This is a genomic window from Streptomyces sp. NPDC021080 (assembly GCF_044333225.1).
Taxonomy (GTDB): Bacteria; Actinomycetota; Actinomycetes; order Streptomycetales; family Streptomycetaceae; genus Streptomyces.
Genome location: NZ_JBIRQM010000003.1, coordinates 722,762 through 743,113, shown reverse-complemented (window position 1 = coordinate 743,113; position 20,352 = coordinate 722,762). Strand labels below are relative to the sequence as shown.

Below are 20,352 nucleotides of genomic sequence, written 5' to 3'. Positions count from 1 at the left end.
CGAGCGCCAACTCTCTGCCTCGGTAGCGGAGTTTATACGACACGTGTTCAGGCGGTGTTTCGTCTAGTCTCCCCGAATAGGGAGAACAAGTCGATATCCGGTCGAGGAAACGACGGATTCATCCCGGTTCTGCGCGATCGAATCGCGGTGACCTCGGAATACTCCGCCGGAGCGGTCGGCCGATTCTCGTCGGCGTTTTTCACGAGATCATTTCCGGCGGTAAACTTGCTGAATGCTCCATGCCCCGTGAATGTGCCCGGGGCCGATGTCCAGACTAGCGGCCGAAGAGAGTGCGCGGGACGTTATGGATCGAGTTGCCTGGGCATCATCCACCGTAACCCGGGACGCCAGGGCCGGAACTCGGCCTGCCCATTCGAGGAGGGACGCTTCGATGGGGGAGAAGGTCGTGGCAGGGACGTTCGGCATGTCCGATCGGCAGCGCCACCGCGTCAAGCTCCGACAGTGTCTGACGGGGCTGGAGCGACTGCTGGAGGAGAAGCGGTTCGACCGCCCCAAGAACCTGATGGGCCTGGAGATCGAATTGAATCTCGCGGGGCCCGACGGCATGCCCAGAATGATGAACGGGCAAGTACTCGAACGGATTGCCAGCCGGGACTTCCAGACCGAGCTCGCCATGTTCAACCTGGAAGTCAACATAGCCCCGCACCGACTGGGCGGCCGGGTATTCGACCGGCTCGCCGAGGAGATCCGTACCTCGCTCGCCTATGCCCACCGGAAAGCCAGTGAGGTCGACGCGGGAATCGTCATGATCGGTATTCTGCCGACGCTCGGCCAGGACGATCTGGTGTCCTCCAACCTGTCGGCCGTCGACCGGTACACGCTGCTCAACGATCAGATCGTGGCCGCCCGCGGAGAGGATTTCGAACTCGACATCGACGGTGTGGAGCGGCTGGTCTGCAGGTCCGCGTCCATCGCGCCCGAAGCCGCCTGCACCTCCGTGCAGTTGCACCTGCAGGTCACACCGAACCGGTTCGCGGACGTGTGGAACGCGGCGCAGGCGGTCGCGGCTCCGCAGGTCGCGATCGGGGCCAACTCGCCTTTCCTGTTCGGCCGCGAGCTGTGGCGGGAGTCGAGGCCCCCGCTCTTCCAGCAGTCCACCGACACCCGGCCGCCGGAGCTGCAGGCGCAGGGAGTCCGGCCGCGCACCTGGTTCGGCGAACGGTGGATCACCTCGGCCTACGAGCTGTTCGAGGAGAACCTGCGGTTCTTCCCGCCTCTGCTGCCCATCTGCGACGAGGAGGACCCCCTCGGTGTCCTCGATGCCGGGGGCGTGCCCAGACTCGCCGAACTGGTGCTGCACAACGGCACGGTGTACCGCTGGAACCGGCCGGTGTACGGCATCGCGGACGGCGTCCCGCATCTGCGCGTCGAGAACCGGGTGCTTCCCGCCGGCCCGACCGTCACCGACGTGATTGCCAACGCGGCCTTCTACTACGGTCTGGTCCGCGCGCTCTCTGAGGAACAGCGTCCGGTGTGGACCCGGATGTCCTTCGAGGCGGCCGCCGCCAACTTCGACGCGGCCTGCCGGTACGGCATCGACGCGCGCCTGGAGTGGCCACGGCGCGGCCGCTACGGCGGGACCGCGCAGGTGGACGCCGCGAACCTGGTCCGCGACGAGCTGCTGCCGCTGGCGGCCGCGGGCCTGGACGCGTGGGGTGTCGAGCCCGTCGACCGGGACCTCTACCTGGGTGTGATCGAGGACCGGTGCAGACTGCGGGTCAACGGCGCGACCTGGCAGGCGACCACCTTCCACCGGGCCCTGGAGAAGGGGCTCGGCCGCGAGGCCGCGCTGGCCGCGACGACGCGGCGATACGGCGAGCTGATGCATCTCGGAGAACCCGTGCACACCTGGCCGGTGGGCCTGCCGGAGCCGGTCCCGCTGGGGTGAGACGTGCCGGTGCACGGGTGCGTCCGGCCCCGCGGGACCGGACGCACCCCGGCCCGGTGCGGGGCGCCCGGCACCGGGCCGGGGTGTCGGGGCGGCACCGGTGGCCGGCGCGCGCCACCGCGTCGTCGGGTTCAGCTGCCGGGGCTTGCCGGCGCGAGGCCGGAGGCTGCCGGAACGGCGGGCGTCGGGCCTCTGCGATGTGGGGCTGCCCGGAGCGGCGGGGCGGCCCCTGAGGCCGGGTGGCCGGGTCAGCCCGGGGTGCCCGCGCCGGCCGCCGTGATCGCCTTGAGCATCGCCGCGTGGATCTGCGAGGGCTCGTTGACCCGCTGGCCCGAGCCGCCCGTCGCCCTGGCGATCTGGTCGACCTCCCGCCGGTCGCTGTCGGGGCCCACCGCGATCGCGATCAGCGGCACCGGGCGTTCCGGATCGGCCAGCTTCTGCAGCTCCGAGACGAGATCGGCGCGGGAGATGCTGCCGGGGTCCCGGTTGACCCCGTCCGTGAGGACGACCACCGCGTTGAACCGGCCCTTCGCGTAGGAGGCGACGGCGGCCTTGTACGCGGCGAGCGTGGTGTCGTACAGACCGGTCTCCCCGTGCGGGACCGGCTTCAGGGATCGGAAGGCGGCGGACAGCTTCACGCGTCGGCTGGTCTTGAACCTGGCGTCGCCGAGCGGTCCGGTCGGGACGAGGACGCGGTAGTCCTTGTCGCCGTCGAGCTTCGTGGAGAACTTCCACAGCCCGATCTCGTCCTCGGCGGTGAACGTGGCGAGTGCCTGGAGCAGGGACTCCTTGGTGACGTCCATACGGGACCGGTCGCTGCCCGGCAGCGGCTCGGCCATGGAGGAGGAGGCGTCGACGACCGTGGTGATACGGGCGCGCTCCACCGTGATCGTCCACATGCCGAGGGCCTCTTGGACGGCGCCCTTCGACACGGAGTCGGCCAGGACGCGCGCGTACGGCTGCGGGGACCTCCCGCCGGCCTCGGCGACGAGCGTGGCCGAAGGGCTCTCCGCGTCCGTACGGAACCCGAACGTCCGCAGGAACTGCCGGGGTGCCGGCTCTCCGAGCAAGGTCATGAACCGCAGGGCCGCACGGCCCTGGTCGGTGCTGAGCCGCGGCTCGTCGACCAGCGTGTAGGGGTAGTCGAGCAGCGGTGAGCCGTCCTTGGGGTAGAAGAGGTCGAGACCTCGGCCGCCGTCGTGGGCGCTGTTGTGCGCGAACGCCGCCTGCTCGGAGAGGATCACCGCCTGATTGCGGCCGGAGCCGCTTTCCCCGGTGTCCTGCTTCTTGGTGTCCGGGGCGTCGCCGGGCAGGGTGTCCAGGAGCCGGGCGTCGCTGTCGGACGTGTGCCGCGAGAGTGTCTTGGCCATGGCCGCCGCCCGGATGTCACCGTCCTTGACGCCGGACGTGGCCGCGCCGATCCTGGCCAGCGCGAGCAGCCCGGTCGAGCTGCGGGCGGGGTCGACCGTGCCCAGGCTGAGCTTCTTGTTCCCCGTCGCCTCTCCGGCCAGCTCGGTCCAGGTGTACGTCTTCGCGGGCCAGCCCAGCGTCTTGGCGGCCGACGGGACGACGGCGACGCCGACCGGCGAGGAGGCGACGTTCCCGAGGCTGGTGACCTGCGTGGCGGCGCTGGTGTCGCCGACCCGCTGCACCCACGCGTCGGAGTCCGGCACCCACACCTGCGCGTCGGACTTCTCGCCCGCCCCGAGCGCGGCGGCGACCTTGTACGACTCGCGCGCGGTCACGTGGACGTCGAGGCAGCGGCCGTCGGAGGTGATGTCCTTCGCCCGGGCGTCCTCGGCGACGGCCCTGAGCGCGGGCGCGATGTCCGGCGAGGCGGCCACCTCGATGTGCACGGCGGCGTCGTCGCAGGAGCTCTCGAAGGAGAACAGGCCCCCGCGGACCGCGGCGGCCGTGCCTCCGACGACGGTGAGGACGAGTGCCGTCGCGAGCGCCGTATTGCGTCGGCGTACACGGATCCGGGGGTCGACGGAGCCCGCCCGTCTCGCGTCGGGCAAGCTGTGACGTCCCATGACGGTGAGGTCCCTCCCAGGTGAGCCTGCGCCGTGAGACAGCCGTAGAACAGGCGATGGGGGACGTACGCCCCGTACGGTGCCCGCCCCCCGACGGCCTGTCGCGCACGATCTTCGTAATTTCTTTCGAGACCCTAGCGGGGCGCGGACGGGGATGCGGTGGGAATACCCAACTGGAGGCGGGAGTGCAGGTGGAGGCGGGATCGGTGGCCGATTCTTTTCCGGGGGAGAGGCTGACCCGACGGACTTTCCGGGACGAGACGCTGCTCGTCCTGGCGCTGTCGCTCGGCGCGAGCGGAGTGTCCGCGCTGATCAGTTTTGTCGGGTCGGTCACGAAGCCCGGGGGGCTGAAGGAGCAGGCGGCCACCCTCAACGCCTCGGCGGCGCCGGGCCGGCCCTGGCTCGACCTGGCCTGGCAGCTCTTCGGCATCGCGTCCGCGCTGGTGCCGGTCGCGCTCGTCGCACACCTGCTGATCCGCGAGGGCAAGGGGATGCGCGTGATCGGTTTCGACCGTACGCGTCCCTGGCCGGACCTCGGGCGCGGTGCCGCGGTCGCGGCGGTCATCGGCAGCACGGGCATCGCCTTCTATCTGGCGGCGCGCGGATTCGGCGCAAACCTCACGGTGGTGCCCGAGGCGCTGCCGGACGTGTGGTGGAAGTTCCCGGTGCTGATCCTCTCGGCCGTGCAGAACGCCGTGCTGGAGGAGGTCATCGTCGTCGGGTATCTGCTGCGCAGGCTCGGGCAGTTGGGCTGGACACCGGGGACGGCGCTGATGGCGAGCGCGCTGCTGCGCGGCTCGTACCACCTCTACCAGGGCATCGGCGGGTTCGTCGGCAACATGGTGATGGGCGTGGTCTTCGTCTGGCTGTACCGGCGTTGGGGCCGGGTCGGGCCCCTCGTGGTCGCGCACTCGCTGCTCGACATCGGTGCCTTCGTGGGGTACGCGCTGCTCGCCGGGAAGGTGGGCTGGCTCCCGACGGCATGAGGGTGGTGGCGAAGGCCGAGCGACGGCACGTGAAAGGGGCGTACGAGATGGTCGTACGCCCCTTTCACGTGCCGTCGCATGCTGTCGTGCGCGTGCGGGGCCTGCCGCGCGGAGTTCCCGGGGGCTCGCCGTACGGGATCCCGTGGGCGCGCCGTGCCGGATCCGGTGGGTTCGCTACGCGAGCAGGTCGCCCTCGATGACCGTGACCGCGTGGCCCGAGAGGAGGGTGCGGTCACCACGTACTTCGGTGCGGACCAGGCCCGAGCGCGGGGAGGCCTGCAGGCCGGTGAGGGCGGGGCGGCCGAGACGCTCCGACCAGAACGGGGCCAGGGCCGTGTGCGCGCTGCCGGTCACCGGGTCCTCGTCGATGCCGACGTTCGGGAAGAAGCAGCGGGAGATGAAGTCGTAGCCCCGTGAGGGGTCTTCGGCGCGGGCGGTCGCGATGATGCCGCGCTCGGAGTAGCGCGCGAGCGCCTTGTGGTCCGGCGTGAGACCGCGGACCGTCTTCTCGTCGGCGACCTCGACCAGCAGGTCACCGGTGTTCGGCCCGGTGTCGAAGGTGCTGAGCGGTTCGGCGCCGAGCGCCCCGGCGACACCGTCGGGGGTCTCGACCGGGGTGAGGGGCGCGGTCGGGAAGTCCAAGGTGATCGAGCCGTCGGCTTCGGGGGTGGCGATGAGGACACCGCTGAGCGTGGCGAAGCGCACCGGGCCCTGATGGGCGCCGGTGGTGGTGAGGACGTGCGCCGCGGCGAGGGTCGCGTGTCCGCACAGGGCGACCTCGGTGGTGGGGGTGAACCAGCGCAGCGCCCAGTCGGCCTCTCCGCCCGGCGGAAGCCGGTGGGTGAACGCCGTCTCCGCGTGGTTGACCTCCGTGGCCACGTTCTGGAGCCAGGCATCGTCGGGGAAGGAGTCGAGGAGGAGGACCCCTGCCGGATTGCCGGCGAAGGGGCGGTCGGTGAAGGCGTCGACGATACGAATCCGCATGCTCCGAAGCTAGCGGCCCCGGCAGGCCACCGGCCAAGGCCAATCCTGGGGATCTGGCCCCTTGTCGAAGTCCGGGACGACGGGCTGCCGGCCACGGACCCCGGGCGTGACGGCGTTCGTGGCCCGGATGCTTCCGGGCAGGCCGAAGACCTCAAGGCCGAGCGGCGGAACCTCCTGGACCGGTTCACCGCAGCCCGCCCGGAGACGACCGGGCTCGCTGATCATGCCCGCACCTTCGCTCCGTTCCTGGGGTCCAGGTCGGGCAACGCCGCCGCTGTCGGCGACTGGGCCACCTGTGTCCGCGCGGCCGGGCTGCCTCACCCGCGTGCCTTCGTCCGCGGCCTCGAGCGGGACCCCGGCTCGCCGGGAACCACCGCCGCGAGCCCCGTCTCGCCGGGGAACGCCAAGCTCCGCCGACGCGGGACGACACACGCGGTCTCCGTGATGAGGAGGGTTGTCATGCGAGCGATATCGATATATCGTTGACGCATCGCGACCGATCAACGATGGAATGGAGTGATTGCGATGCGTTCACGTGGAGAAGACTTCGGATACGAGCACGGACACGGACACCACGGCGGACCCGGCCATCGGGGTCGGGGCGGCTTCGAGGGGCTGCGGGGGGCTTTCGGGCCCTTCGGTCCGGGGGGTCCCGGTGGCCCCGGCTTCGGCGGTCCCGGCTTCGGTCCGGGCCCCTGGGGCGGGCGCGGCGGCCGGGGCGGACCGCGGGGGAGGGCGCGGCGCGGTGACGTGCGCGCGTCGATCCTCGCCCTGCTCAAGGACCGGCCCATGCACGGTTACGAGATGATCCAGGAGATCGCCGAGCGCAGCGGCGGGGCGTGGAAGCCCAGCCCGGGTTCGGTGTACCCGACCCTTCAACTGCTGGAGGACGAGGGCCTGATCGCCAGCGAGGCCGAGGGCGGCAAGAGGCTGTTCTCGCTCACCGAGCCGGGCCGCAGCGCGGCCGACGAGGGTCCCGACGCGCCGTGGGAAGAGGCCGGGCGCGGGGTCGACTGGGAGACGCTGCACGAGATCCGGCAGGCCGGCTTCGGCCTCATGGAGGCCTTCGGCCAGGTCTGGAAGACCGGCAGCAAGGGTCAGCGCGAGAAGGCGCTGGCGGTCATCAACGAAGCCCGCAAGAAGCTGTACCTGATCCTCGCCGACGAGGACTGACGGCGTGCTGTGGTACCTGCCGGCGCCCCGTGGAAGTGTTTCCGCGGGGCGCCTGTCCGTGTACGGAGCGCCGGGCGCGGGCGTCGCGCGGACGCGTGAGGCTCAGGCCACCAGTCCCGCCAGTTTGCGCAGCGACTCGTCGAGGGCGGCCGTCGCCGAGTCCTTGAGCTTGCCGGCCATCAACGAGACGGCCGCGCCCGTGAACTCCCCGTCGATCCGTACCGATGTGGCGTCGCCGTCGGAGGTGAGCGTGTAGCGCGTGGAGACGTTCACCGACATCGGGCCCTTGCCGCGGATCGCCAGGGTGCGGCCGATCTCGAGCTCCTCGATGGTCCAGGTGACCTCGGCCGGGAAGCCCATGAGTTTCATGTTCTCCGCGAAGGTGCCGCCCACTTCGAGCTTCTCCGGGCCGCCCTTCGGGAAGTTGGTGTGCGTCGCGTTCCACTCGCCGTAGGCGGACCAGTCCGTGAGCTGCGCCCAGATCTTCTCGGCGGGAGCCTCGATCCGTGCTTCCGCGCTGACTTCGGCCATGCGACCACCCCTTCGTGTCGGGCGCTGCGCCCGGCGCAGCTACGGTGTCGCGGAACGTAGCTCCAGGTCCCGGAACATTCAATACTGATGAACCGTCAGGAATTGCGGAGGGATCACGGAGGGGCCGCGGAGGGGATCGCGGAGAAGGCTTGTGGAGGGGGTTGCCGGCCGTGCGCCGGGGCGGCCCGACGGGGGAGCGGGCGCGCGGGAGCCTGCCGGAGAGGCGTCCGGGGCAGACCTGGAGTGCGCGAGGCAAGGCGGCGCGCGCCGGCGGTGGGAAATCGGCGCGAAGTCATCCGCAAGGAGGAGAGCCCGCACGGGGATGCCCACCCTGTGTCGGATCCGAAGATGGTGCCCGCCGTGGATGACCCGGCGCCGCGGGGCTGATGAAGTGGGGGTTGTGTCGCCCCGTATCCCCGAGCAGTCCGCCGCCGCGAGCGGACCGAAGCGTGCCGGCACCGAGGCCGGACTCAGCGCGGAGCTTGCCTCGGTGGTGTCCGGCGCGCGCAGGCGGGCGCTGCGCGACGGGGACCGGCAGATCGACACGGCCCATCTGCTGCACTCCCTGCTGGAGTCCGACCCCGAGGTGCGTGCCGTCTTCGACGGCGGTCCGCAGCTCGCCCGACTGCTCGGCTACCTCGTGCAGCGCAGCATCGGGTACGGACTCCGCTGGCAGAGCGCGGTCGAGAGCCCGGGCGTCGGACCGGTGGTGGCCGGCCGGAACTGGTCGCCGGTGGCGGCCGGCGCCATGGAGGCGGCGTACGAGCGTGCCGTGCTGCGGGGCGACGAGCGTGCCCGCGGTCTCGACCTGCTCGCGGCGCTGGCCGCCGATCCCCGGTCGCGGGCCGTCGAGGTCCTCGGGCGGGCCGGTGTCGACCTCCCGCGGCTGCTGGAGCGTGTCGAGAGCGGGCGGAACGGACGCGAGGAGTGCGTCGGTCGGAGCGACGCGGGCTGACGGTTTCCGGGAGCGCGGGGTCGTCGGTGCGGGCGCTGGTTCGCCGGGGTGGGCGACGCGGGTTGACGAGGTTTCCGGAAGGCACTCGGTCCCGTCGGTCCCGTCGGTCCCGTCGGTGCGGGCGGTGCGGGCGGTGCGGGCGGTGCGGGGCCTGGGGCCCATGGGGCCGGGCTCCGCAGTCTGTCCGAGCCGGCCGCGGTGGCTGTCCCGGGCCCGATCCGGTATCCAGCCGCTGAGACAGGTGTATTCGGGGGTGACGGTCATGTCGTCGCCTGTCATCATGTGCCGGTGCACACGTCTCGGAGCAGTCAGGGCAGTAGTGAGGGCAACCACGGAAGAGGCGTCGGTCTGGGACTGGCGCTCCTGTCGGCGGTCGCCTTCGGAGGATCGGGCGTCGCGGCCAAGCCGCTGATCGAGGCAGGGCTGGACCCGCTTCACGTGGTGTGGCTGCGGGTCGCCGGTGCCGCCCTCGTCATGCTGCCGCTCGCCGTGCGGCACCGGGCGCTCGTCAAGCGGCGCCCCGCCCTGCTCGCCGGATTCGGACTCCTAGGCGTGGCCGGTGTCCAGGCCTGCTATTTCGCGGCGATCTCCCGGATACCCGTAGGCGTCGCCCTCCTCGTGGAGTACCTAGCCCCCGCGCTGGTCCTCGGCTGGGTGCGCTTCGTGCAGCGCCGGCCCGTCACCCGCGCCGCGGCCCTCGGGGTCGTCCTCGCGGCCGGCGGGCTCGCCTGCGTGGTGGAGGTGTGGTCGGGGCTCGGCTTCGACGTCGTCGGGCTCCTGCTCGCGCTCGGCGCCGCCTGCTGCCAGGTCGGCTACTTCGTCCTGTCCGACCAGGGCAGCGACGCGGGCGACGAGGCACCCGACCCGCTGGGCGTGATCGCGTACGGGCTGCTTGTCGGCACCCTGCTGCTGACCGTGGTCGCCCGCCCCTGGACCATGCACTGGTCCGTTCTCGGCGGCAGCGCGGACATGAACGGGACGTCCGTGCCCGCAGTGCTGCTCCTCGGCTGGATCGTGCTCGTCGCCACGGTCGTCGCCTACGTCACCGGAGTCCTCTCCGTGCGCAGGCTCTCCCCGCAGGTCGCGGGCGTCGTGGCGTGTCTCGAGGCGGTGATCGCCACGGTCCTGGCCTGGGTGCTGCTGGGCGAACACCTCTCGTTGCCCCAGATCGCCGGCGGTGCGGTGGTCCTGCTCGGTGCGTTCATCGCGCAGTCGTCGGCCCCGGCGAAGCCCTCGCAGGATCCGGTCGCGAGCGGCCCGGGCGACGCCGAGAGGGAATTGTCGGCCCACGGAACGGCCGTCTAGAGTGGCGATCATGCCTGCGACGCTCGTTCTTCCGCCTCCGGCCGCCTGAGGCGGGCGTACCGGAACACAGCCCGGCCCCGTGCCGGGCGGAACGGCGCTGCCCGCGGAAGAAGTCCGAGGACCTTCCGCACCCCTGCCCCCGTGGCACGGGCTGCGACGCGGTCCCTTCCCGAGCTTCTGCGGATCTGCGGAGAGAACACGTGTCGAACACCGCTGTCGGCCTGCCCGTCGGGCGAGGCCTGCTCTATCTGATCGTCGCCGGTGCCGCCTGGGGCACCGCGGGCGCCGCCGCGTCCCTGGTCTACCGGGCCAGTGACATGGGTCCGGTCGCCCTGTCCTTCTGGCGCTGCGCGGGCGGACTCGCCCTGCTGCTCGCCGTACGCCTGCGCCCGCGCCGTCGCCCCGGCCCGCGCGGAGGCCGCCCGGCCGTGCGGGAGCCCCTCGGCCCCAAAGCGCTGCGGGTCGGTCTGACCGGCCTCGGGCTGGCCCTCTTCCAGACCGCCTACTTCGCCGCGGTCGAGGCGACCGGCCTCGCCGTGGCGACCGTCGTCACCCTGGGCGCGGGGCCCGTCCTCATCGCGCTCGGTGCCCGGTTGATCATGGGGGAGCGGCTCGGCCGGGGCGGGAGTGCCGCCGTCGTCGGGGCGCTGACCGGGCTCTGCGTGCTCGTCCTCGGCGGCGGAGGCGCCACCGTGCGCCCCTGGGGTGTCGCGCTCGCGGTGCTCTCCGCGGCCGGATACTCCGCGATGACGCTGCTCACCCGGTGGTGGGGGCGCGACGGCCGGGTCGACGGGGCGAGCACGACGGTGTGGGCGTTCGCCGTCACCACCGTCTGCCTGTTGCCCCTCGGGCTCGCCGAGGGGCTGATCCCGCACACCGCGCGGCCTGGTCATCTGCTGGCCCTGCTGGTGTACGTCGCCGCCGTCCCCACGGCGCTGGCCTACGCCCTCTTCTTCGCCGGAGCCGCCGTCGTCCGCTCCGCCGCCGTGTCCGTGATCATGCTCCTGGAGCCGGTCTGCGCGGCCGTGCTCGCCGTCGGCCTGCTCGGCGAGCGACTCACCCCGGCGACACTCGCCGGCACCCTGCTGATGCTCGGCTCGGTCGCCGGACTCGCGCTGGCGGAGGCGCGCGCCGCGAGCACCGAACGGCTCGCGGCGCCCGAGGAGGCGCTTCTCGTATGAGGTTCCGGGGGTGGCGGGCGTCCGGGTGAGGAGGGTGTCGATCCCTCGGGTGAGGGATCGGCACCGGACTCGGTGGGGCCGGTGCCGGTGCCGGTTCGGGGCCGGGGCGCGCGGGTCCGTCCCGGCCCGCGCGTCGACCGGCCCCGCTGCTCACAGGGCCTTCGGGCAGTCGCTCACAGGGCCTTCAGGTAGTCGGGCAGGTCGATGCCCGGTGCCAGGTCGTCCGCCGGGACCGGGGCGCCGTACCCCTTGGACAGCGGGACCACACCGGTCCAGTGGGGGAGGGAGAGATCCTCGGGCTCGTCGTTCGGGCCGCCGCCGCGCAGCTTGGCGGAGACCTCGTCGAGATCCAGGCTGATCACGGCCGTGGCCGCGAGTTCCTTGGCGTTGGCGGGGCGGGAGTCGGCGGAGCGGCCGGGGACGGCGTGGTCGACCAGCGCGTCCAGCGCGAGGCGCCTCTCCTCGGGGTCCGTCACCTGGTGGGCGATGCCGTGCACGACCACGGAGCGGTAGTTGATCGAATGGTGGAAGGCCGAGCGGGCCAGGACCAGTCCGTCGACGTGGGTCACCGTCAGACAGACGGCCAGCCCGGGGTCGGCCTGGCCGGTCATCCGCAGCGGCCGCGAGCCCGTCGACCCGTGCACGTAGAGCCGCTCGCCGACCCGTGCGTAGAGCGTGGGCAGGACGACCGGCGCGCCGTCACGGACGAATCCGAGATGGCAGACGTACCCCTCGTCGAGTATCGCGTGCACCAGTTCCCGGTCGTACGCGGCGCGTTCCTTGGAGCGGGTGGGGACAGTGCGGTCGGTCGGGGTGTAGGCAGCGGCCCCGGTCGTCCTCGGCTGGGTGCTTGTCTCCGACATTGCCATCTCCATTGCACTAGTGCATAATCTGTTTTGTGCTAGGAGAATATCGGATCGAAGGACGTCGCGCAGCCGACATTGCCGCCGACGTGGAGCGGGCGGTCGGGGCGGGGGATCTGGATCCTGGGCAACTCCTCCCGCCCATGCGGGAGTTGGCAGAGGAGCTGGGGGTCAACCCGAACACGGTCGCGGCCGCGTACCGCATCCTGCGCGAGCGCGGGGTGATCGAGACGGCCGGCCGCCGGGGCAGCCGGGTGCGCCCGAAGCCGGCCACCACGGGGCGTGAACACCTGCGCGTCGAGGTGCCCGAGGGGGTGCGGGACCTGAGTGAGGGCAATCCCGATCCCGCCCTGCTGCCGGCCCTCGCCGAGGCCTTCGTGGTGGCGGCCCGGGAGTCGGACCGGCATCCCGTGCAGTACGGGCAGGACGCCGTCGAGCCGGAACTGGCACGCCTCGCCCGTGCCGCGTTCGACGCGGACGGAGTGCCCGAAGGGTCCGTCGTCGTCACCTCCGGATCGCTCGACGCGATCGAGCGCGTCCTGATGGCCCACCTCAGGCCCGGCGACACGGTGGCCGTCGAGGACCCGGGCTGGGGCAGTCTGCTCGACCTCCTTCCGGCGCTGGGGCTGCGTACGGCCGGGGTCGGCGTCGACGACGAGGGCCCGCTTCCCGATGACGTACGACGTGCGCTGGCGGCCGGGGCACGGGCCCTGATCGTCACCGACCGGGCACAGAATCCGAGCGGCGCCGCCGTCACCGCGGCCCGCGCGCGTGCCCTGCGCGCCGTGCTCGAGGAGTACCCGCGGACCCTGCTCATCGAGGACGACCACGGGCATCGGATCGTCGACCTGCCCCTGCACCCCCTGGCCGGGGTCACGTACAGCTGGGCGTTCGTGCGTTCCGTCGCCAAGGCCTACGGGCCCGATCTCCGGCTCGCCGTGCTCACCGGAGACCCTGTCACCACCGACCGTGTGCACGGGCGGCTCCGGCTCGGGCCCGGCTGGGTGAGCCGTCTGCTGCAGAAGGCCGTGGTCCATCTGTGGACCTCCGGCGCGGTCGACGCGGGGGGCGTGGCGGCCGCGTACGGGGCGCGCCGCGACATGCTGATCGCCGCTCTGCGGGCGCGCGGTGTCGAAGCACACGGATGCAGCGGGATGAATGTCTGGATCCCCGTCCCGGACGAGACCGCGGCCGTCGCCCGGCTGCTCCACCGTGGCTGGGCGGTCGCGCCCGGCGCCCGTTTCAGAATGGCCTCGCCGCCGGGTATCCGGATCACCGTCTCGACGCTTCGGCCCGAGGACGCCGAGCCGATCGCGGACGCCGTGGCGTCCGCCGTGGACCCGGCCCCCGCGCGCCGCTACGTCTGAGCCGCGGCCGGTGCCGCCGGTGTCAGCCGCGCGGCTTCGCCTGGGTGAGGGCCGCGCCCGCGAGGACGATCACCGCGCCGACCGGTGTCGACCAGGCCAGCGACTCGCCGAGGATCGCCACGCCGGCGGCGGTGGCGATGACCGGGATGAAGTACGTGACCATCTGCGCCGTCGTCGGGCCGACCTCGGCGACGATGCCGTACTGGAGGAGCATGGCCAGGCCGGTGCCGAGGGCACCCAGAGCGGCGATCGCGAGCAGCGGCACCCACGCGATCCGGCTCGGGAACGTGGTGAACAGCGGGGTGACGAAGGCCAGCTGGGCGGTGGCCAGGAGCAGCTGGGCGCCGGTCATCGACAGATGCGAGTGGCCGGTGCCCGCGAGGGTCCGGCGGACGTATATCCAGCCGATCGGATAGCTCAGTGATGCCAGCAGGGCCATCGCCGTGCCCGTGGCGTCCAGGCCGTGGAAGCCCTGCCAGACACCGAGGACCGTCAGGACGCCGAGGAAGCCGATGCCGAGCCCCGCCACCCTGCGCCGGGTCGGCCGGTCCTCGGAGAGGGCGACCAGGGACAGGGCCATGCCCCACAGCGGCGACGTCGCGTTGCAGATGCCCGCGAGCGTGGAGGGAATGGTCAGCTCGGAGTAGGCGAACAACGAGAACGGCAGTGCGTTCAGAAGGAAGGCCGCGACCGCGAGGTGTCCCCACGTCCGCGCCCCGCGCGGCAGCCGCTCCCGTTTCACCGCCATCGCCGCCACGAGCACCGCGCTGCCGAACAGCAGGCGGCCGAAGGTGACCTGGAACGGCGCGTAGCCCTCCGTGCCGACCTTGATGAACAGAAAGCTGAATCCCCAGATCAGCGACAGGACGCCGAAGCGGATCCGCCAGTCCGGGGCGGTGCGGCGGCGGGGTGCCGCGTCGTTCGGTGTGACGGGCCGGGAAGAGGCGACGGTGCTCATGGGCACAAGAATGCGGCAGCACCATCGCGTAGCACAAGCGAGAATATTCGAGCGTTATCTCGTAGCATTGCTTACATGTTGAATCTGGAGAGACTGCGCACCCTCGACGCCCTGGCCCGGCACGGCTCGGTGAGCGGCGCGGCCGAGGGGCTGCATGTGACCACCTCGGCCGTCTCCCAGCAGATGTCGAAGCTGGAGCGCGAGGTCGGACAGCAACTGCTCGCCAAGAACGGCCGGGGCGTGCGTCTGACCGACGCCGGGCGGCTCCTCGCCGAACACGCGGCCCGCATCCTGTCCCAGGTGGAACTGGCGCAGTCCGACCTGGAGGCGCAGCGCGGTCAGGTGGTCGGGGAGCTGAGACTGTCCGCGTTCCCGACCGCGGCGCGCGGACTGTTCCCGGCGGCGCTCGCGGAACTGCGCGCCGACCACCCCGGACTGCGGGTGCGCTCCAGTGAGCTGGAGCCGGAGGCCGGGGTCGCGGGAGTGGTGCGCGGGGACCTGGATCTGGCCGTCGTGCTCGACTGGTACAACAAGCCGATGCCGCTGCCCGACGGCCTGGTGAAGGCGTCGATCCTCGACGACCCGGCCGATGTGGCCATGCCGGCCGGCCACCGGCTCGCGGGCCGTGACGAGGTGGACCTCGGGGACTTCGCCGACGACGAGTGGATCACCTGGGGCGAGGGCGAGTTCTGCCATGAATGGCTGATGTTCACGCTGCGCTCCCAGGGCGTCGAACCGCGCATCGGGCACCGCGCCGGGGAGACGCACACCCAGCTCGGACTCGTCGCCGCGGGGCTCGGAGTGTGCGTGGCCCCGCTCCTCGGGCGCCACCCGATGCCCGAGGGCGTCGTCACCGTGCCGGTCCGCCGGCGCGTGCGTCGCCATGTCTACGTCGTGTGGCGGGCCGACGCCGACCGCCGGCCCTCGATCAGGGCGGCGGTGGACGCCCTGCGCAGGGCCGGCGCGGCCGTCGTGTAGGGGGGCGGAAGGCGCTTCGCCGCACCGGGGAGCCTGCGCGAGTCCCGAGGTGTTTCGGCTACACCGGGGGGAGCTTGCGGAAGTCCCACGAGGCGATCGCGTCCGGCGTCAGCCGCATCCACGCGTGTCGGCCGTCGTGCGGCATCTCCTCCAGACCGAAGTTCTTCCGGGCGAACAGGGTCTCCGGGACGTCGAGTTCGGCGCACAGTTCCCCGGTGCGCGGGAACTCGCCGACGAACTCCACCGTGCCGGACAGTTCGACGCCCCGCAGCTCCCCGTACTCCTCACCGGAGTCGATCACCACCGCCACCCGGGGGTCGTTGCGCAGCTGCACCCAGCGCTTGCTGCGCACCACCGAGTACAGCCACAGTGAGACACCGTCCCAGGCGAACCAGAGGGCACTCACGTGCGGGACTCCGTCCTTCGACACGGAGGCGACGCGGCAGGTGCGCTGGGTGGTGAGGAATTCGTCCAGTTCGCCGGGAGTCATCATGATCTTCCGGCCTCTGCGCTGAGTGACGGCCATACGGTCCCCTCATGTTCTGTGTGTCGGCCAAGTCCGCGCCGATCTCGCCGTGCGCCTCGGCTCCGTCCGCCGAAGGCTGTCCGTAAAGCTGTCTGACGTTCCGTCAGGAAAGCATGAGGTGTCTTCCGTCCTCACGCAATGGTCGTTACGCTCCGCCGTCCCGACCCGCGACGACAAGGAGAGCCATGCCGTCGTTCGAGCAACTCAGTGAACTCCTCGACCCCGTCGGCACGGTACTGCTCACCGTGGAGTGCCAACAGGGCGTCGTGGGCCCGGACAGCGCACTGCCCGAACTCGCGCTGGAGGCGCGGTCGTCCGGAGCGCTGGACCGGATCGCCCTGCTGGTGGACGCCGCGCACGAGAGCGGGGTGCAGGTGATCCACGCGGTCGCCGAGCGCCGCCCGGACGGCCGCGGCGCGAACCGCAACGCCCGCTTGTTCCGGGCGGCCGAGCGACTGCCCGTGCGCCAGCTGACCGGCACGACGGCGGTGCGGATCGCGCCGCCCGTCGAGGTCGCCGAGGAGGACTTCGTCGTGCGCCGGCTGCACGGTCTGTCGCCGATCTCGGGCACCGACGTCGACCCGCTGCTGCGCAACCTGGGCTGCCGCACCCTCGTCGTGACGGGCGTCTCGGCCAACATCGCCGTTCCCAACGCCGTGTTCGACGCCGTGAACCGCGGCTACACCGTCGTCGTTCCCGCCGACGCCGTCGCGGGAGTGCCCTCCGAGTACACCCCCGCGATGATCCGGAACACGCTCGCGCTGGTCGCCACCATCACGACCACCGACGAGGTGCTCGCCTGCTTCGAGCGGCGCCGGCGCTGACGCCGGAGCTCCGAGCGACCGGCGCCGGTGGTCAGGCGAGCTTGATGGAGTCTCCGTTGACCGTGATGTCGGCGGCGGCCAGCCCGGTCGTCGCGGGCCCCTTCTTCACGCTGCCGTCGGTGGCGGAGAACTCGCTGCCGTGGCAGGGACAGGTGATGACGCCGTTCGCGATGCCCTTGACCGCACAGCCCTGATGCGTGCACTTGGACGAGAAGGCCTTGTACGTGCCTGCCGTCGGCTGGGTCACCACGACCCCCTTGTCGGCGAAGACCTTGCCGCCGCCCTCGGGGATGTCGCTGGTCTTGGCGAGTTCCGTGCCGGCCGCGTTTCCCGCCGCGCCGTTGCCGGAGCCCGCGGTGGAGGCCTTGTCGTCCGCCCCGCACGCGGTCAGCGCGACGGCGATTCCCGCCGCGCCGACCGCCGCCACGACGGTGCGCCGGGCCGGTGCCTGTGCGGAGTGAAGCGATTCGCTGGTCATGCTGGCTTTCCCTTCAGCGGACATGATCTGGATCTGCTCAGAGGTACGGTCCGCCAGGGCGGGCTGTTCAGGCAATGGCGACTTCTTGACCTGATCCACAGCGTGCCGACAGCCGGACGCACGAGGTCACGGCCGGCCCCGGCCCCGGAGATCGACCGGCCTCGGCCCGGAAGCCTATCCGCTCCGGCCCCGGATGCCGGGGACCGTTCCGGCCGCCGTCACCGGGTCGCGTCCGCCTGGCGGGATCACCCCAGTAACCTGGGGCGATGCTCAAGGAAGTGAACGCCTCCCGCTACATCACGCCGTTGCGCGAGGGCGGCTCGCTGCCGGGACTCGTCGAGGCCGACGACCTCGGGACGTACGTCATGAAATTCACCGGCGCCGGACAGGGGCGCAAGACGCTGGTCGCGGAGGTCGTCTGCGGTGAACTCGCCCGCCGGCTCGGCCTGCGGGTGCCCGGCCTGGTGACGATCGGGCTCGACCCGGTCCTCGGGCTCGGCGAACCGGACCAGGAGGTCCAGGAACTGCTGAAGTCGAGCGGCGGCCCGAACCTCGGGATGGACTTCCTCCCCCGTGCCATCGGTTTCGACCCCCTCGCCTTCGAGGTGAGCGCCGAGGAGGCCGGCCGGATCGTCTGGTTCGACGCCCTCGTCAACAACGTCGACCGCTCCTGGCGCAACCCCAACCTGCTGATGTGGCACGGCGACCTGTGGCTCATCGACCACGGCGCCACGATGATCTGGCACCACCACTGGCCCGGCGCCGAGAAATCCGCCGCCAAGCCGTACGACATCTCCGACCATGCGCTCGCCCCCTTCGGCCCGGACATCGCCTCGGCCGCCGCCGAACTGGCCCCCCTGGTCACCGAGGACCTGCTCGCCGAGGTCACGGCCCAGATCCCCGAGGCCTGGCTGGCCGGTGAGCCGGGCTTCGACACGGTGGACGCGCTGCGCCGCGCCTACGCACGGCCGCTGCTGGCACGCGCCGCCGTCATCCATGAGCGGATCAAGGGCGTCGACGGCGTCGACGGCACCGAGGAGGACAGGTGAACGAGCGGGACGTCTTCGAGTACGCGCTGCTGCGCGTGGTGCCGCGGATCGAGCGCGGCGAGTGTTTCAACGCGGGCGTGCTGGTGTACTGCCGCGCCCACTCCTTCGTCGCGGCCCGCACCCATCTGGACGAGGGCAAGCTGCTCGCGCTCGACCCGGACGCGGACGTGACGGGCGTACGGGCCGCGCTGCGCGCCGTCGAAGGTGTCTGCGCCGGGGGCGAAGCCGCTGGTCAAGCAATACACGACGATGCCGGGCGGCGCTTTCGCTGGCTGATCGCGCCGCGCTCGACGGTGGTCCAGCCCGGACCCGTGCACACCGGCCTGACCGCCGATCCCGAGGCCGAGACCGAGCGGTTGCTCCAACTCCTGGTCAGGTAATGGATCACATGAGCGCGGTGCGCCGTTGACACCGGGTGCCAGGGCTTCTAGCGTCACGTCTGCTGAAGGTACTAAGCGGTCGCTCACCGGACGGGCGTACCGTGTGAGCCGCGGGTCCCGTGGGACCCCGAAGACTCCGCAAGGTTGTCGAGACAGCTTGGCCGGGCTTGGGCCGGCTTTTCCAAGGGCGAGGAGAACCAGCAATGTCCACCACTGAGCAGCGCGTCGCCGTAGTCACCGGTGCCGCGCGCGGCATCGGCGCCGCGACCGCCGTACGACTGGCCGCGGAGGGCCGCGCCGTCGCGGTGATCGACCTCGACGAGGCCGCGTGCAAGGACACCGTCGAGAAGATCACCGCCGCCGGCGGCCGGGCTCTCGCGGTCGGCTGCGACGTCTCCGACGAGGCCCAGGTGGAGGCCGCCGTCGCGCGGATCGCCGAGGAGCTCGGCGCGCCGACCATCCTCGTGAACAACGCGGGTGTCCTGCGCGACAACCTGCTGTTCAAGATGAGCGCGTCCGACTGGGACACCGTCATGAACGTGCACCTGCGCGGCGCCTTCCTGATGGCGAAGGCCGTCCAGAAGTACATGGTGGAGGCCAAGTTCGGCCGCATCGTCAACCTGTCGTCCTCGTCGGCGCTGGGCAACCGCGGCCAGGCCAACTACTCCACCGCCAAGGCCGGTCTCCAGGGCCTCACCAAGACCCTGGCCATCGAGCTCGGCAAGTTCGGAGTGACCGCGAACGCCGTGGCGCCCGGCTTCATCGTCACCGACATGACCGCCGCCACCGCCGCCCGCGTCGGGATGGACTTCGAGGACTTCCAGGCCGCCGCCGCCACCCAGATCCCCGTGCAGCGCGTCGGCAACCCCGACGACATCGCCAACAGCATCGCCTTCTTCACCGGCGAGGCCGCCGGATTCGTCTCCGGCCAGGTGCTGTACGTGGCCGGCGGACCGCTCAACTAGACGCAGGGGAAACGAACATGACCACGCTCCCCGAACTCTCGGGCAAGGTCGCGCTCATCACGGGCGCGAGCCGCGGCATCGGCTACGGCATCGCGGAGGCCCTGGTCGCCCGCGGCGACCGGGTCTGCATCACGGGCCGCAACGAGGACGCCCTCAAGGAGGCCGTCGACACGCTCGGCGCCGACCGCGTCATCGGTGTGGCCGGCAAGGCCCACGACGAGGCCCACCAGGCCGCCGCCGTGGAGCGCACCATGGAGGCGTTCGGCCGCGTCGACTTCCTCGTCAACAACGCCGGTACGAACCCGGTGTTCGGGCCGATCGCCGAGCTGGACCTGAACGTGGCGCGCAAGGTCTTCGAGACCAACGTCGTCTCCGCGCTCGGCTTCGCCCAGCAGACCTGGAAGGCCTGGCAGGGCGAGAACGGCGGCGCGATCGTCAACATCGCCTCGGTCGCCGGCCTCGCGCCCTCGCCGTTCATCGGTGCCTACGGCATCAGCAAGGCCGCGATGATCAACCTGACCGTGCAGCTCGCGCACGAGTTCGCGCCCAAGGTCCGGGTCAACGCCATCGCGCCCGCCGTGGTGAAGACGAAGTTCGCGGCCGCGCTGTACGAGGGCCGCGAGGCGGAGGCCGCCGCGGCCTACCCGCTCGGCCGGCTCGGCGTGCCCTCCGACATCGGCGGGGCCGCCGCGTTCCTGACCTCGCAGCAGTCGGACTGGGTCACCGGTCAGACGCTCGTGGTCGACGGCGGGATGTTCCTCAACGCCGGAGTGGAGTGACACGAGGGCCGGGGGGGGGGGGGGCGCCCCCGCGCGCCCCCCCCCCCCCCCGGGCCGGGGGGGGGGGGGCGCCGGGGGGGGGGGGGGGGGCCCCCGACCCCCCCCCGCCCCCCCCCCGGGGCCCGCCC

At 71.8% G+C, this 20,352-nt stretch carries 20 protein-coding genes; 13 read left to right on the top strand and 7 right to left on the bottom strand.

Going from position 1 to position 20,352, the window contains the following annotated elements; translation table 11 throughout:
* Positions 1 to 391 precede the first annotated feature (391 nt).
* Entirely contained in the window at positions 392 to 1,909 is a 1,518-nt protein-coding gene (locus ACH4S8_RS10660) for a glutamate--cysteine ligase (protein WP_398392333.1), read from the top strand.
* A 248-nt stretch (positions 1,910 to 2,157) separates the two neighbouring features.
* Here the strand turns inward: ACH4S8_RS10660 and ACH4S8_RS10655 are convergent, their stop codons facing one another.
* Positions 2,158 to 3,942 carry a substrate-binding domain-containing protein gene (locus ACH4S8_RS10655; protein WP_398392332.1) on the bottom strand — a complete coding sequence of 595 codons (1,785 nt, stop codon included), beginning with the start codon at positions 3,940 to 3,942 and terminating at the stop codon, positions 2,158 to 2,160.
* A 185-nt stretch (positions 3,943 to 4,127) separates the two neighbouring features.
* Between ACH4S8_RS10655 and ACH4S8_RS10650 the strand changes: the two genes are divergently transcribed.
* A complete protein-coding gene (locus tag ACH4S8_RS10650; RefSeq protein WP_398392331.1) occupies positions 4,128 to 4,928 on the top strand; it encodes a CPBP family intramembrane glutamic endopeptidase in 801 nt (266 codons plus the stop codon).
* Positions 4,929 to 5,102: 174 nt separating this feature from the next.
* Here the strand turns inward: ACH4S8_RS10650 and ACH4S8_RS10645 are convergent, their stop codons facing one another.
* Complete coding sequence (locus ACH4S8_RS10645) at positions 5,103 to 5,912, bottom strand: PhzF family phenazine biosynthesis protein (RefSeq protein ID WP_398392330.1); 810 nt, start codon at positions 5,910 to 5,912, stop codon at positions 5,103 to 5,105.
* Positions 5,913 to 6,437: 525 nt separating this feature from the next.
* Between ACH4S8_RS10645 and ACH4S8_RS10640 the strand changes: the two genes are divergently transcribed.
* Complete coding sequence (locus tag ACH4S8_RS10640; RefSeq protein WP_398392329.1) at positions 6,438 to 7,085, top strand: PadR family transcriptional regulator; 648 nt, start codon at positions 6,438 to 6,440, stop codon at positions 7,083 to 7,085.
* Positions 7,086 to 7,187: 102 nt separating this feature from the next.
* Here the strand turns inward: ACH4S8_RS10640 and ACH4S8_RS10635 are convergent, their stop codons facing one another.
* Positions 7,188 to 7,616, bottom strand: a complete 429-nt coding sequence (locus tag ACH4S8_RS10635) for an SRPBCC family protein (protein WP_398392328.1) — start codon at positions 7,614 to 7,616, stop codon at positions 7,188 to 7,190.
* Between the two features lie 364 nt (positions 7,617 to 7,980).
* Here ACH4S8_RS10635 and ACH4S8_RS10630 point away from each other — a divergent pair, with 364 nt between their 5' ends.
* The 3 genes from ACH4S8_RS10630 (at position 7,981) to ACH4S8_RS10620 (ending at position 11,057) form a co-directional block, all read left to right on the top strand.
* A complete protein-coding gene (locus ACH4S8_RS10630) occupies positions 7,981 to 8,571 on the top strand; it encodes a Clp protease N-terminal domain-containing protein (RefSeq protein ID WP_398392327.1) in 591 nt (196 codons plus the stop codon).
* A 282-nt stretch (positions 8,572 to 8,853) separates the two neighbouring features.
* Positions 8,854 to 9,876, top strand: a complete 1,023-nt coding sequence (locus tag ACH4S8_RS10625; RefSeq protein ID WP_398392326.1) for an EamA family transporter — start codon at positions 8,854 to 8,856, stop codon at positions 9,874 to 9,876.
* Positions 9,877 to 10,076: 200 nt separating this feature from the next.
* Entirely contained in the window at positions 10,077 to 11,057 is a 981-nt protein-coding gene (locus ACH4S8_RS10620) for a DMT family transporter (RefSeq protein WP_398392325.1), read from the top strand.
* Positions 11,058 to 11,230: 173 nt separating this feature from the next.
* Here the strand turns inward: ACH4S8_RS10620 and ACH4S8_RS10615 are convergent, their stop codons facing one another.
* Positions 11,231 to 11,920, bottom strand: coding sequence for a pyridoxamine 5'-phosphate oxidase family protein (locus ACH4S8_RS10615; protein WP_398392324.1), 690 nt, complete (start codon positions 11,918 to 11,920; stop codon positions 11,231 to 11,233).
* Between the two features lie 35 nt (positions 11,921 to 11,955).
* On the opposite strand from ACH4S8_RS10615, the gene ACH4S8_RS10610 reads away from it, so the two are divergent.
* Positions 11,956 to 13,287, top strand: coding sequence for an aminotransferase class I/II-fold pyridoxal phosphate-dependent enzyme (locus ACH4S8_RS10610; RefSeq protein ID WP_398392323.1), 1,332 nt, complete (start codon positions 11,956 to 11,958; stop codon positions 13,285 to 13,287).
* A gap of 22 nt (positions 13,288 to 13,309) precedes the next feature.
* Here the strand turns inward: ACH4S8_RS10610 and ACH4S8_RS10605 are convergent, their stop codons facing one another.
* Positions 13,310 to 14,245: a DMT family transporter gene (locus tag ACH4S8_RS10605; RefSeq protein WP_398392322.1), complete on the bottom strand. Its 936-nt coding sequence runs from the start codon at positions 14,243 to 14,245 to the stop codon at positions 13,310 to 13,312.
* 75 nt (positions 14,246 to 14,320) lie between these two features.
* Here ACH4S8_RS10605 and ACH4S8_RS10600 point away from each other — a divergent pair, with 75 nt between their 5' ends.
* A complete protein-coding gene (locus ACH4S8_RS10600; RefSeq protein ID WP_398392321.1) occupies positions 14,321 to 15,223 on the top strand; it encodes a LysR family transcriptional regulator in 903 nt (300 codons plus the stop codon).
* Between the two features lie 58 nt (positions 15,224 to 15,281).
* Here ACH4S8_RS10600 and ACH4S8_RS10595 read toward each other — a convergent pair whose 3' ends face one another.
* Entirely contained in the window at positions 15,282 to 15,749 is a 468-nt protein-coding gene (locus tag ACH4S8_RS10595) for a pyridoxamine 5'-phosphate oxidase family protein (RefSeq protein ID WP_398392320.1), read from the bottom strand.
* A gap of 185 nt (positions 15,750 to 15,934) precedes the next feature.
* On the opposite strand from ACH4S8_RS10595, the gene ACH4S8_RS10590 reads away from it, so the two are divergent.
* Positions 15,935 to 16,573: a cysteine hydrolase gene (locus tag ACH4S8_RS10590; protein WP_398392319.1), complete on the top strand. Its 639-nt coding sequence runs from the start codon at positions 15,935 to 15,937 to the stop codon at positions 16,571 to 16,573.
* Positions 16,574 to 16,604: 31 nt separating this feature from the next.
* Here ACH4S8_RS10590 and ACH4S8_RS10585 read toward each other — a convergent pair whose 3' ends face one another.
* Entirely contained in the window at positions 16,605 to 17,051 is a 447-nt protein-coding gene (locus ACH4S8_RS10585) for a Rieske (2Fe-2S) protein (RefSeq protein ID WP_398392318.1), read from the bottom strand.
* A gap of 266 nt (positions 17,052 to 17,317) precedes the next feature.
* Between ACH4S8_RS10585 and ACH4S8_RS10580 the strand changes: the two genes are divergently transcribed.
* The 4 genes from ACH4S8_RS10580 (at position 17,318) to ACH4S8_RS10565 (ending at position 20,224) form a co-directional block, all read left to right on the top strand.
* Positions 17,318 to 18,100 carry a HipA family kinase gene (locus tag ACH4S8_RS10580; RefSeq protein ID WP_398392317.1) on the top strand — a complete coding sequence of 261 codons (783 nt, stop codon included), beginning with the start codon at positions 17,318 to 17,320 and terminating at the stop codon, positions 18,098 to 18,100.
* A complete protein-coding gene (locus tag ACH4S8_RS10575; RefSeq protein WP_398392316.1) occupies positions 18,097 to 18,480 on the top strand; it encodes a DUF3037 domain-containing protein in 384 nt (127 codons plus the stop codon). Before ACH4S8_RS10580 ends, ACH4S8_RS10575 begins: the two co-directional genes overlap by 4 nt.
* 203 nt (positions 18,481 to 18,683) lie before the next feature.
* Positions 18,684 to 19,445 (top strand): 3-oxoacyl-ACP reductase FabG, encoded by a 762-nt coding sequence (fabG, locus tag ACH4S8_RS10570; protein WP_398392315.1) that lies wholly within the window; start codon positions 18,684 to 18,686, stop codon positions 19,443 to 19,445.
* Positions 19,446 to 19,462: 17 nt separating this feature from the next.
* Positions 19,463 to 20,224, top strand: a complete 762-nt coding sequence (locus tag ACH4S8_RS10565; protein WP_398392314.1) for an SDR family oxidoreductase — start codon at positions 19,463 to 19,465, stop codon at positions 20,222 to 20,224.
* Positions 20,225 to 20,352: the final 128 nt, after the last annotated feature.

What these genes read in the sequence shown, in the direction of transcription:
- ACH4S8_RS10600 (WP_398392321.1), top strand. Translation starts at nt 14,321, where the DNA reads ATGTTGAATCTGGAGAGACTGCGCACCCTCGACGCCCTGGCCCGGCAC.
- ACH4S8_RS10605 (WP_398392322.1), bottom strand. Translation starts at nt 14,245, where the DNA reads ATGAGCACCGTCGCCTCTTCCCGGCCCGTCACACCGAACGACGCGGCA.
- ACH4S8_RS10590 (WP_398392319.1), top strand. Translation starts at nt 15,935, where the DNA reads ATGCCGTCGTTCGAGCAACTCAGTGAACTCCTCGACCCCGTCGGCACG.
- ACH4S8_RS10645 (WP_398392330.1), bottom strand. Translation starts at nt 5,912, where the DNA reads ATGCGGATTCGTATCGTCGACGCCTTCACCGACCGCCCCTTCGCCGGC.
- fabG (WP_398392315.1), top strand. Translation starts at nt 18,684, where the DNA reads ATGTCCACCACTGAGCAGCGCGTCGCCGTAGTCACCGGTGCCGCGCGC.
- ACH4S8_RS10595 (WP_398392320.1), bottom strand. Translation starts at nt 15,749, where the DNA reads ATGGCCGTCACTCAGCGCAGAGGCCGGAAGATCATGATGACTCCCGGC.
- ACH4S8_RS10565 (WP_398392314.1), top strand. Translation starts at nt 19,463, where the DNA reads ATGACCACGCTCCCCGAACTCTCGGGCAAGGTCGCGCTCATCACGGGC.
- ACH4S8_RS10635 (WP_398392328.1), bottom strand. Translation starts at nt 7,616, where the DNA reads ATGGCCGAAGTCAGCGCGGAAGCACGGATCGAGGCTCCCGCCGAGAAG.
- ACH4S8_RS10640 (WP_398392329.1), top strand. Translation starts at nt 6,438, where the DNA reads ATGCGTTCACGTGGAGAAGACTTCGGATACGAGCACGGACACGGACAC.
- ACH4S8_RS10655 (WP_398392332.1), bottom strand. Translation starts at nt 3,942, where the DNA reads ATGGGACGTCACAGCTTGCCCGACGCGAGACGGGCGGGCTCCGTCGAC.
- ACH4S8_RS10660 (WP_398392333.1), top strand. Translation starts at nt 392, where the DNA reads ATGGGGGAGAAGGTCGTGGCAGGGACGTTCGGCATGTCCGATCGGCAG.
- ACH4S8_RS10630 (WP_398392327.1), top strand. Translation starts at nt 7,981, where the DNA reads ATGACCCGGCGCCGCGGGGCTGATGAAGTGGGGGTTGTGTCGCCCCGT.
- ACH4S8_RS10615 (WP_398392324.1), bottom strand. Translation starts at nt 11,920, where the DNA reads ATGTCGGAGACAAGCACCCAGCCGAGGACGACCGGGGCCGCTGCCTAC.
- ACH4S8_RS10580 (WP_398392317.1), top strand. Translation starts at nt 17,318, where the DNA reads ATGCTCAAGGAAGTGAACGCCTCCCGCTACATCACGCCGTTGCGCGAG.
- ACH4S8_RS10585 (WP_398392318.1), bottom strand. Translation starts at nt 17,051, where the DNA reads ATGACCAGCGAATCGCTTCACTCCGCACAGGCACCGGCCCGGCGCACC.